This window comes from Kribbella jejuensis (assembly GCF_006715085.1).
GTDB lineage: Bacteria > Actinomycetota > Actinomycetes > Propionibacteriales > Kribbellaceae > Kribbella > Kribbella jejuensis.
On the sequence record NZ_VFMM01000003.1, the window covers coordinates 453,324 to 463,941 of the forward strand.

The 10,618-nt window shown below is 69.8% G+C and carries 11 protein-coding genes; 6 read left to right on the plus strand and 5 right to left on the minus strand.

Going from position 1 to position 10,618, the window contains the following annotated elements; genetic code table 11:
* Positions 1 to 67 precede the first annotated feature (67 nt).
* From FB475_RS29850 to FB475_RS29860, 3 genes are read left to right on the plus strand one after another with little or no spacing between them, the layout of a single operon-like run.
* A complete protein-coding gene (locus FB475_RS29850) occupies positions 68 to 853 on the plus strand; it encodes a GNAT family N-acetyltransferase (protein WP_202878602.1) in 786 nt (261 codons plus the stop codon).
* A gap of 12 nt (positions 854 to 865) precedes the next feature.
* Positions 866 to 1,600, plus strand: a complete 735-nt coding sequence (locus FB475_RS29855) for an SDR family oxidoreductase (protein ID WP_141860590.1) — start codon at positions 866 to 868, stop codon at positions 1,598 to 1,600.
* A complete protein-coding gene (locus tag FB475_RS29860; protein ID WP_141860592.1) occupies positions 1,581 to 2,336 on the plus strand; it encodes a TioE family transcriptional regulator in 756 nt (251 codons plus the stop codon). The genes FB475_RS29855 and FB475_RS29860 overlap by 20 nt, the downstream gene beginning before the upstream one ends.
* On the opposite strand, the gene FB475_RS29865 is transcribed toward FB475_RS29860, so the two are convergent.
* Positions 2,287 to 3,855, minus strand: coding sequence for an adenylate/guanylate cyclase domain-containing protein (locus tag FB475_RS29865; RefSeq protein WP_141860594.1), 1,569 nt, complete (start codon positions 3,853 to 3,855; stop codon positions 2,287 to 2,289). The two genes, FB475_RS29860 and FB475_RS29865, sit on opposite strands and share 50 nt — an antisense overlap.
* A 130-nt stretch (positions 3,856 to 3,985) precedes the next feature.
* Here FB475_RS29865 and FB475_RS29870 point away from each other — a divergent pair, with 130 nt between their 5' ends.
* A complete protein-coding gene (locus tag FB475_RS29870; protein ID WP_141860596.1) occupies positions 3,986 to 5,752 on the plus strand; it encodes a M1 family metallopeptidase in 1,767 nt (588 codons plus the stop codon).
* Between the two features lie 3 nt (positions 5,753 to 5,755).
* Here the strand turns inward: FB475_RS29870 and FB475_RS37875 are convergent, their stop codons facing one another.
* Together FB475_RS37875 and FB475_RS37880 are read right to left on the minus strand one after the other, a co-directional pair.
* A complete protein-coding gene (locus FB475_RS37875) occupies positions 5,756 to 6,259 on the minus strand; it encodes a GNAT family N-acetyltransferase (protein WP_238332518.1) in 504 nt (167 codons plus the stop codon).
* Positions 6,260 to 6,294: 35 nt separating this feature from the next.
* Entirely contained in the window at positions 6,295 to 6,615 is a 321-nt protein-coding gene (locus FB475_RS37880) for a GNAT family N-acetyltransferase (protein WP_238332519.1), read from the minus strand.
* A gap of 81 nt (positions 6,616 to 6,696) precedes the next feature.
* Here FB475_RS37880 and FB475_RS29880 point away from each other — a divergent pair, with 81 nt between their 5' ends.
* Complete coding sequence (locus FB475_RS29880; RefSeq protein WP_185759499.1) at positions 6,697 to 7,374, plus strand: GntR family transcriptional regulator; 678 nt, start codon at positions 6,697 to 6,699, stop codon at positions 7,372 to 7,374.
* A 25-nt stretch (positions 7,375 to 7,399) separates the two neighbouring features.
* Here FB475_RS29880 and FB475_RS29885 read toward each other — a convergent pair whose 3' ends face one another.
* A complete protein-coding gene (locus FB475_RS29885; RefSeq protein WP_141860600.1) occupies positions 7,400 to 9,151 on the minus strand; it encodes a gamma-glutamyltransferase family protein in 1,752 nt (583 codons plus the stop codon).
* A gap of 96 nt (positions 9,152 to 9,247) precedes the next feature.
* Entirely contained in the window at positions 9,248 to 9,748 is a 501-nt protein-coding gene (locus FB475_RS29890) for a GNAT family N-acetyltransferase (protein WP_141860602.1), read from the minus strand.
* Between the two features lie 218 nt (positions 9,749 to 9,966).
* Between FB475_RS29890 and FB475_RS29895 the strand changes: the two genes are divergently transcribed.
* The gene (locus FB475_RS29895; RefSeq protein ID WP_185759500.1) at positions 9,967 to 10,617 is read left to right on the plus strand and encodes a DUF4232 domain-containing protein; all 651 of its coding nucleotides are present in this window, start codon (positions 9,967 to 9,969) and stop codon (positions 10,615 to 10,617) included.
* The last annotated feature ends 1 nt before the right edge of the window (position 10,618 follow it).

Genomic DNA, 10,618 nt, shown 5'->3' on the forward strand with positions numbered 1-10,618 from the left:
CCACAATATGCAGCCTCAAGGCTGCATGTCAACAAACCGGGTTGACGGCACGGTGCAGGATGGCTGCGTGGAGATCACCAGCCTGGGCTTCCGGACCGACCTGTCGCTGCTCGAGCAGGGCGGCAGCCAGTTCCGCGACACCGGCGAGTACGTCGTCGTCCGGACGCCGCAGAACCCCGGCTTCTGGTGGGGCAACTACCTGCTCTACCGGACGCCGTTCGCGCCGGACGACACCAAGCTCCGCACGGACGAGTTCCGCCGCGAGTTCCCGGACGCGAAACACGTTGCGTTCGGCATCGACAGCACCGACGGCGACGTGGGCGCCACGGACGAGCTGACCGCGGCCGGGTTCGAGGTCGAGCACAACGTCGTGATGACCGCGGACCGGGTCGTCCCGCCGCCGCACCCGAACGAGCAGGCGACGTACCGGTTCCTGACCAGTGACGACGACTGGGAACAGCTGTACGAGCAGAACCTGGCGTGCTCGGACCTGACCGTGGACGACGACTACAAGGCCTTCACCCGGCGCAAGCTGGTGGCGCAACGTGGGTTCGTCGACTCCGGGCGCGGCAAGTGGTTCGGTGCGTTCGAAGGGAACCGGCTGCAGAGTTCGCTCGGGCTGGTCTTCGACGGCACCGGGCTGGCCCGCTTCCAGAACGTGCAGACCTCGCCGGAGGACCGCGGTCGCGGACTGGCCGGCACGCTCGTCCATCACGCGTCGACGTACGGGCTGGCCCAGGCGCGGCAGCTGGTGATGGTGGCCGATCCGGACTACCTGGCGATCCGCGTCTACCGGTCCGTGGGCTTCACAGACACCGAGACCCAGCTTCAGATCATCCGTCCGCCCGCGTGAAAGACTGACGCCATGAGTCGGGTTGTGCTGGTCACGGGAGGAAGCCGGGGGATCGGCGCGGCCGCAGCGGTCGCGCTGGCCGCTGACGGTTGGGACGTCGGCGTGAACTACCGGACGCAGGCCGACGAGGCCGCGCGGGTCGTGAAGGCCTGCGAGGAGCTCGGCCGGCGCGCGGTCGCGGTCCAGGCCGATGTCGTCGAGCCGGACCAGATCGAGCGGCTGTTCGACACAGTCATCGCCGGGCTCGGGCCGATCGGTGCCGTGATCAACAACGCGGGCGTGGTCTCACCCTCCGGACGCGTCGCGGAGTACGACGCCGAACGGCTCGACCGGGTGTTCCGGGGCAACTCGATCAGCGCGTTCCTGGTCGCGGGCGCCGCGGTTCGGCGGATGTCGACGGCGTACGGCGGGAACGGCGGCGTGATCATCAACGTGTCGTCGCGCGCCGCGGTGCTCGGGTCCGCGGGGGAGTACGTCGACTACGCCGCGAGCAAGGCGGCCGTCGACGCGTTGACGATCGGCCTGGGCAACGAGGTCGCGAAGGAAGGCATCCGCGTGCTGGGCGTGCGGCCGGGGTTGATCGAGACCGAGATCCACGAGCCGGGCCGGCTCGACCGGATCGGAACGACGCCACCGCTGGGCCGTCCGGGCAAGGCAACCGAGGTCGCCGAGGTGATCGCGTTCCTGGCGTCGGACCGCTCGTCGTACATGACCGGCTCGAGCGTCGATGTCGCCGGCGGCAGGTAGGACGCGACTGCGCCCGGTCGATCTCGCGCGCAGTGCCGGGGTCTCGACCCAGCTCGTCCGCAACTACGAGGCCGACGGCATTCTGCCGCCCGCGCCGCGGTCGGACACGGGCTACCGCCAGTACGGTCCGGAGCACGTCCAGGCCCTGCTGACCTACCGCGCGCTCGCCCCCGGCTTCGGCGCCGAAACCGCGTCGGCGATCATGCGCGCGGTCCACAACAACGACGAAGCACTCGCATACCGGCTCGTCGACGCGGCCCACGCCGCGCTGCACGAACAACGACTGGCGACAGATGCGGCCAGCAACGCCCTCGCGGCGTTGGCCGCTGAGTACGTCGACGAGCAGCCCGTCACCGGACCGTCCTTGCTCGTCGGGGAACTGGCGCACCGCCTCGGCATCCGCCCGTCGGCACTTCGCGTCTGGGAGGCGGCCGGCCTGCTCGCGCCCACGCGCGAACCTGGAACGAAGTACCGCCGGTACGGTCCCGAACAGATCCGGGACGCGCGGATCATCCACATGCTCCGCCAAGGCCGCTACTACTTCGAACAGATCAAGCCCGTCCTCGACGGACTCCGCCGGACCGGCAGCACCGACGCGCTCCGGAACGCGATCGCCGAACGCCGGGCCGCCCACGACCGGCAGACCAAGGCGATGCTGTACGGCGCCGCGCTGCTGCACCAGCTCATCACTGAGGGACCGCGAGCCGGGTCGGAACCGACCGTCCCCGCACCGTGACCAGCTCAGTCTGCCGCCACTGGTCCGCCTCCGCCTGCGCCGCCTCCTCGACCGCGGTCATGGAAGCGATCAGCCGGCCGGGCGCCGTCTTCGCGAGCTCACTGAGCCGCGCGGCCTCGTTCACCGGGTCCCCGATCACCGTGTACTCGTGCCGCCGCACGTCGCCGACCGTACCGGCCACGACGATGCCCGCCGTGACACCGAGACCGGCTGTTGCTTCCGGCAACTCGTCGGCCAGCCGCCGGGCCAGCGCCCGGCCCGCCGCCAACGCGCTGCCGGCCGGATCCGCGAGCTCGGCCGGCGCCCCGAAGATCGCCAGCGCGGCGTCACCGGCGAACTTGTTCACGAACCCGCCCTGCCGGTCCACCTCGGCGACCACGATCGCGAAGAACCGGTTGAGCAGCTGTACCACCTCGCTCGGCGGCCGCTGCGCCGCCAGTTCGGTCGAACCCACGAGGTCGACGAACAGTACCGCCGCGAACCTCTCCTCGCCGCCGAGCTGATCGCTGCTCAGCGCCTCCTGCACGACCCCAGGTCCGACGTACCGCCCGAACACGTCCCGGATCCGCTCCCGTTCCCGCAGCCCGTCGGCCATCCGGTTGAAGCCGGCCTGCAACGACCCCAGTTCGGTACCGTCGAAGACCGGAATGCTGACGTCCAATCGTCCCTCGCCGATCAGGCTGAGGGCGTCCTGCACCGACCGCACCGGCGCGACCACGGACCGGGCCGACAACCAGGTGAGCAGGCAACCGTTGCCGAGCGCCACGATGCCCAGGGCAAGGATCACGACCGACAACCGGGTCGAGGTCACGTCGCCCTCGATCAGCGCCAGCACGGCGGCCACCATCAGCCCAGCCACCGGTACGGCGGAGCCGACCGCCCAGAAGAACACCGTCCGCGCCTTCAGCCCGGCCGCGAGCAGCCGCCGCGGGGGAGGTGAGCCGACCAGCGCCCGCGCCGCGACCGGCCGGAGTGCGAACTCGGTCAGCAGGTACGACACCGAACACGTGATGATCGCGCCGTCGACCACCGTCAGCGCGACCCGAAGCGCGTTGGCCGGCTGCATCATCACCGTCATCACGGTGAAGAACACGGCCGCGACCAGCCACAACAGCACCTCGATGAACGTCAGGCGGAGCGGCAACCGCAGCGTGGCGATCTGCTCCTTGCGGGTCGCCGGACGGCCGAGCTCGATCCAGCGGGTCACCCGCCGCGTGAGCCGCCGGCTCCAGATGCAGCCGATCGTCAGCGCGACCAGGAAGTACGCCGGAATCAGGATCGCGTCGAGCAACTGGAGCTGGTCGACGAGCGACGGACCGGGCAGCACGAACACCGCCAGGACGAAGACCACCAGCGCGCCGATCAAGTTGGTACCGATCGAGAACGTCGTCATCAGGATCTGCAGCCGGATCCGCAGCCGTCGCGTACTCTGGTCGGCCGGCCCGAGCAGCCAGGACCCGAACGGCCGCCTGGTGAGCACCAGCTCCGGATTCCCCGGGGTCGTCCGCTGGAGGGTCATGGACTCCAGTCTGCCAAGGAGTGCGTGCCACCGGGGTTTTGGCACGGTGGTGCGGGTGGCTCAGATTGGCCGTCCGATCCGGCCGGGACGTGGGTACTGTTCCCCGGACGCCTCACTCGGGGAGCATCCCTTGACGCACGATCGCCACTCCTACGCCGAGCCCGACCTGGTCCGGACGACCCATCTCGAGCTCGACCTCGCGCTCGACTTCGGCCAGAAGGTTCTGGCCGGCAGCGCGACCCACACCCTTGCCTGGTCCGGTAGCCATGACCGGCTGGTGCTCGACACCCGGGACCTCACCGTGCTGGGTGTCGAAGGCCAGACCAGCGACGGCTGGGAGCCGCTCGAGTACAGCCTCGCGGCGGCCGATGCGGAGCTCGGTTCTGCGTTGACGATCACGACCGCGGGCCACCCGCGAGTGAAGGTCGAGTACCGGACCGCGCCGACCGCGACCGGTCTGCAGTGGCTGGAGCCGGCGATGACGGCCGGTGGCGTGATGCCGTTCATGTTCAGCCAGTCGCAGGCGATCCACGCCCGCAGCTGGGTGCCGGTGCAGGACACCCCGAGCGTCCGGTTCAGCTACGCCGCGCACGTCACAGCGCCGCCCGAGCTGATGGTGCTGATGAGCGCCGACAACGGTACGACGTCGCGCCGCACCGGCTCGTACGACGTGGTGATGCCCGAACCGATCCCGTCGTACCTGCTCGCGATCGCCGCGGGCGACCTCGTCTTCGAGCCGCTCGGTGAGCGATCCGGCGTGTGGGCCGAGCCGGCCACGGTACGCAAGGCGGCGACCGAGTTCGTCGACACCGAGGAGATGATGCGGGTCACCGAGGAGTTGTTCGGCCCGTACCGCTGGGGCCGGTACGACCTGCTCGTGCTGCCGCCGTCGTTCCCGTACGGCGGGATGGAGAACCCGCGGATGACGTTCGCGACGCCGACCGTGGTGATCGGCGACAAGTCGCTGGTCAGCGTGATCGCGCACGAGCTCGCGCACAGCTGGTCCGGCAACCTGGTCACGCAGGACAGCTGGGACGACATCTGGCTGAACGAGGGCTTCACGTCGTACGTCGAGAACCGGATCGTCGAGGCGGTGTACGGGACCGAGTTCGCGGTGATGGAGACCGCGATCAAGCAGCACGCGACCGTGGTGAAGCTCGACCCGCTGACCCCTGACGAGTTGGCGGTCGAGTTGCCCGGGTTGCACCACCGGTCCGAGTACCACGGGACGACGGCGACCGGGCCGCTGAAGGGGTCGTGGTTCCTGTCCTGGCTGGAGGCGCGGTTCACCCGGGAGGTGTTCGATCCGTTCCTGCGGGGGTACTTCGACCGGTTCGCGTTCCGGAGCATCAACACCGACGACTTCGTCGCACACCTGCAGGAGACCTTGCTCGCGTCGCATCCGGATGTGGTGACGTCCGACGAGCTGGCCGCCTGGTTGTACGAGCCCGGCATTCCGGCGTTCGCGGAGCGGGCAGCGTCCGCGCGGTTCCAGGTCGTGGACGAGGCCCGGACGAACTGGTTGACGACGGGGGAGCTGCCCCACGGCGCGGAGCAGTGGACCACCCAGGAGTGGCTGCGGTTCCTCGACGCGGCTCCCGACGTACTGAGCCCGCTGCTGCTGCAGCAGCTGGATCGCGCGTTCGGCCTGACCGGTACGGCGAACGGAGAGATCGCGCGCCGCTGGTACCAGATCGTTGCCGCCAGCAGCTACGAGGCGGCGTACGCCGAAATGGCCGAGTTCCTGACGAAGGTCGGCCGGATGAAGCTCGTGCTCCCGGTCTACCAGGCCCTGGCCGGCACCGATCGAGCCTTCGCCGCCGAGGTCTTCGCCAAGGCCCGCCCCGGCTACCACCCGATCACCACCGCAGCCGTGCAGAAGATCCTCGGCCAGTAGTCCTTACAGGTCGAGCTTGCGGCGGTTGACCTGCTGATAGGGGCGGTAGCCGAGACGCTCGTTGGTGCGGCGCATCGCGACGTTGGTGTCGACCGTGTCGGTCACGAGGCCGTCCAGGTCGGGGAACTGGTCCCGCAGCTGCTGGATCTGCGCGGCCTTCATCCACAGGGCAAGGCCGCGGCTGCGATGCCCTGGGAGCACCGCGGTCCCGTACAGCTGGCCGTCGCCCTTCCCGTCACCCGGTACGACGACCTCGGTGAAGCCCACGATCCGCCCGCTGTGGTCGAGGACCGCGACGACGGACAGGTGCTCGCCGCGCTGCTCGATGACCTGCGCGGCGTACCTGGTCCGCTCGTTGTCCCACACCTCGACCGGCGACGGGATGGTGCCGGAGGGCGCGTCCGCCATCCCGGCGCGAGCGTCGGTGAAGGTCTGCAGCAGCTCGTCCGGTACGACGCCATCCCACGACACCAGCCGGTACCCGGCGACGGACTGTACGTCGGGCATCGCTCGCGCCAGGTCGAGCCGTGCGTAGATCAGCTTCAGCCCGATCTCGAACCCGTGCTGCTGGAGGAAACGTCGCCCGCGGAGGCTACGTCGACGTCCGCGATCACCGTCCGTACGTCGTGATCCTGCGCGCCGGCCGCGACCGCGCGGAGCAGCGTCGAGCCGATGCCCTGGCGGCGTTCAGCCGGATGCACGGTCAGCTCGAAATCGGCCAGGTGGGCATGGGTACGACGGCTGTCCAGGCGGAGGAAGGCGGATCCGACCGGCGTACCGTCCGGCCGTGTCGCGAGCCACGCGATGCGCCGGCTGAACTGGCGGACGTCGGGATCGGTCAGCGGAATCACCCTGATGCTCAAGCCGTCAACATAACCCGGCCCTGGATCACGTCCGGCATCCGCTACGGTGGCGCGAACGCCAAACGGGGAGAGGAGCCTGGGGTGGAGCTGCCGGGGGAACAGATCGTCCGTACGATCGGTGCCGATCATGTCGCGCTGCGTGAGCAGGTGCTCGCGGAACTGCGGCGCCGGATCGTCGACGGCGAGTACCGCGAGGGCGAACGGCTGACCGAGATCCGGCTGGCGGACGACTTCGGCGTCTCGCGTAATCCGGTCCGTGAGGCGCTTCGAGTGGTCGAGGCCGAGGGCTTCGTGCAGATCCTCCCGCGCCGCGGTGCCGTGGTCGCGACCCTCGACGAGACGGCGGTCCGCGACCTGTTCGCCGTACGTCAGCAACTCGAGACCCTCGCCGCGGGGCTGGCCGCCGAACGCGCGACCCCGGCCGGTATCGCCTCCCTCCGCGCCCTCGTCGAGCAAGCCGCCGCGGCAACCGCGGCGAAGGACTTCGACCGGGTCGCCGAGCTGAACAGCGAGTTCCACCGCACGGTGATCGAGGTCAGCGCCAACCGCTGGCTGGTCTCCATGTCGGCCGCGATGTACCACCACGTGCACTGGGTGTTCCGCGTCGGAGCCGCCCAACGCGCCCCGCACTCGTCCGACGAACACGCCCGCCTGGTCGACGCCATCGAGGCCGGCGACCCCACGGCAGCCACCGAGGCCGCTCGGCTGCACGTCGAGGCGGCCGCGAAAGCCGCACTGCGCACCGACCGAGCGGGCTGAGCTGGGGAGGATCCAAGCCACTCCGTCAGCGGCCGACAGCGTAGCCCTGCATTCCTCGGGGGTTGGCGGCGGCGGCCAGGATGCCATCGGGTTCTCGGCGTACGGCGCACAGGCGGCCGAGGCTCCACGGGTCCGCTGTGGTGACGACGTGGCCCCGACGTACCAGGTCGTCGCGGACGTTGGCGCCGACCCGGCTCTCGATGACCAGTCCACCCGGCTCGGTCGCCCGCGGGTAGAACGACGACGGGAAGCTGGTCGTGTGCCACGCCGGGGCGTCGATCGCCTCCTGCAGCTCGGCGCCCGCGCCGAGATGCCTGAGCAGGAACAGCAGTTGCCACTGGTCCTGCTGGTCCCCGCCTGGTGAACCGCACGCCATCACCGGCTCGCCGTCACGGAGCACCAGCGTCGGGGTGAGCGTCGTCCGCGGCCGCTTACCGGGGGCCAGGGAGGCCGGCAGGCCTTCCTCGAGCCAGAACATCTGCGCCCGGCTGCCGAGGCAGAACCCGAGCGACGGAATCGTCGGCGACGACTGCAACCATCCGCCACTCGGCGTCGCCGAGATCAGGTTGCCCCAGCGATCCACGACATCGACATGACACGTGTCGCCCCGCGTCTCGCCCACTGCGGACACGGTCGGCTCGCCGGTCGTCGCGTCGCCGGTTTCGTTGCCGGTAGCAATCGACGGGAGAATTGGGACACGGCCGTCCGGCGATCCGGGGCGAAGCTCCAGCGATGCGTCGGGCCCGATCAGCTTCGCCCGCTCGGCCGCATAGGCGGGGGAGAGCAACGTCGACAACGGCACGTCGGCGCCGTCGCCGTACCAGGCCTCCCGGTCCGCGTACGACAGCTTCATCACCTCGACGGTGGCATGCACACCCTCGGCACTGTCGAGATCGACCTCACCGAGCGCCGCGAGGACGGCAAGCGACTGCAGTAGTCCGGGCCCCTGACCCCAAGGCCCGGTCTTCGCGACCGTGTACCCGTTCCAGTCGTAGGTCGCCGCGTCCTCCCAGCTCGCCTCGAACGCAGCCATGTCGGCGCCGGTGATCAGCCCGCCGTGATCCTCGCCGCTCGAATCGCGGTGCGGCAGCTTGGAGAACCCGTCGATCGCTTCGGCGACGAATCCTTCCCGCCACGCCCTCCGGGCCCGCTCGATCTGCTCCTGCCGATCACCCTCGCCGGCCTCACGGACGAGCCGCTCGAGCGTCCCGGCGTACACCTCGTTCCGGAACCGTCCCGAAACCGGGCGACCGTCCTGCAACCACAGTGCCGCCGAGGTCGGCCAGTGCTCCTCGAACAAACGCTGCACGGTCGCGATCGTCTCCGCGACCCGCGGCACCAGCGGATGCCCGTTGCGCGCGTACTCGATGGCCGGCTCGAGTACGACGCTCAGCGGCAACGTCCCGTGATCCCGCAACAACAGCAACCACGCGTCGACGGCTCCCGGCACCGTCGCCGCGAGCGGACCGGACCCGGGCACCAACGTCAGCCCGAGGGAGCGGTAGTGCTCGATCGTCGCCCCGGCCGGCGCGACGCCCTGTCCGCACAGCACCCGCGGCGTCGGGTCCTCGGCGGTCGCGATGATCGCCGGTACCTCACCACCCGGCCCGTTGAGGTGCGGCTCGACCACGTGCAGCACGAACCCGGCCGCGGCGCCCGCGTCGAACGCGTTCCCGCCGAGTTCGAGGATCCGCATCGCCGACTGGGATGCCAGCCAGTGCGTGGACGAAACCATCCCGAACGTACCGCGCAGTGTCGGCCGGGTGGTGAAGGTCATGCCGCGACTCCTTCTGTAGGTGGTACGTCCGGGTCCGTCATTGTCGACTGTTTCATGTATACAACGACGACGGGCGGGCGGCTCGGCGCGTACTGCCTACATCTCGACCGGATAGGTCAGGACGCCGGTCGGGACCGGAGCCTTGCCGAGGGCGAGCGCCATCAGGTGCGGTCCGTCGTGGTGCGGGTGGTGGATGCCGAACTCGGTCGCCTGCCGGAATCCGAACCGCGGGTAGTACGTGTCGTGGCCGAGCACGACGACCGCCGGCTCGGTCCGCTCCCGCGCCGCAGCCAGCGCGGCCCGGACGGCAGCACCGCCGGCGCCCTGACGCTGGTAGGCCGGCAGCACGGCGACCGGGCCGAGCGAGAGGATGGGTACGTCGCCGACGTGGCAGCGGGTGAGCAGTGCGTAGGCGACCGGCCGATCATCGGGGCCGGTGGCGACGAACATCAGCCCGGGGATCCAGGCTTTCGGTGCGGCCCGGTGCGCGTCGAGGAAGTCGACCTCGTACTGCCGCCCGAAGGCGTCGCGGGTGATGTCGCGCAGCGTCTCGAGGTCGGACGCGAGCTCGACCCGGGTGTTCCAGGAATTGGACAACGGAGGTCCCTTTCAGAGAGTTGAGGAGATGACCGTTTGCACTGCCGGACGTACGGCAGCGCGGGTCCGCGCGGTCATCAACTCACCTCCTGCTCCGAAGTCGGACCAACTTTAGCGGAGCCCGACGCGTCAATCATCCTGAATTTGCCGACGCTTCGACGACCTGGGGAGTTGCCATGAACGCTGTCGCTCGGGGGAGCCGCAAAGGTTCCGGCAGGATGAGAACGTACGTCGCGGGGGCCGGTGTGATCGCTGCTGTGTTGACGGCCGCCGCATGCGGCACAGCCGACACGTCGGACGGCAGCAAGCCTTCGGACACAGGTAGTTCAGCTCGTGCGACTGCAACACCGTCGACCGGCGCGACGCCGACGCCTTCGGTGAGCGCGAGCCGGGCGACCGCGACGACATCGACCGAGCCCATCGACGACGCGAGCGTCGATCTGTGTGTGATGGCGGACCTGAAGCTCACGGTCACGAACTACGACGCGCCCGGCGAGCCGGTCCGGCATTTGATGCTGGTGGCTACCAACAAGAGCTCGAAGAAGTGCGCCGTCCACAGCTATCCCGAGGTCACGCTCGGCGATGCGAAGGGTTTCGCCCCGGTCAAGGCAGGCGGCGTCGACGAGGAACTCACGCTCGCGCCCGGCGAGAAGGCGTACGCCGGCGTGCTCGCCACCGGCGGCCACATGGACACCTACACGGTGAAGTTCATGACCGTCGGTCTCGGCAGCCCCGGTGGCGAGACGGAGCCGGAGAAGGCGATCAGGGTGAAGATGCCTGTCACGTCCTTCGAAGCCGACGACGGCCAGCGTGTCACCGAGTGGGCCGGCACCGAAGGCCTCGCGATGCGCCCCATCACCCAGTCCTGAC

Coding starts and splice junctions, on each gene's coding strand:
- FB475_RS29865 (WP_141860594.1), bottom strand. CDS start 3,855: ATGACCCTCCAGCGGACGACCCCGGGGAATCCGGAGCTGGTGCTCACC.
- FB475_RS29895 (WP_185759500.1), top strand. CDS start 9,967: ATGAGAACGTACGTCGCGGGGGCCGGTGTGATCGCTGCTGTGTTGACG.
- FB475_RS29885 (WP_141860600.1), bottom strand. CDS start 9,151: ATGACCTTCACCACCCGGCCGACACTGCGCGGTACGTTCGGGATGGTT.
- FB475_RS29855 (WP_141860590.1), top strand. CDS start 866: ATGAGTCGGGTTGTGCTGGTCACGGGAGGAAGCCGGGGGATCGGCGCG.
- FB475_RS29860 (WP_141860592.1), top strand. CDS start 1,581: ATGTCGCCGGCGGCAGGTAGGACGCGACTGCGCCCGGTCGATCTCGCG.
- FB475_RS37875 (WP_238332518.1), bottom strand. CDS start 6,259: ATGCCCGACGTACAGTCCGTCGCCGGGTACCGGCTGGTGTCGTGGGAT.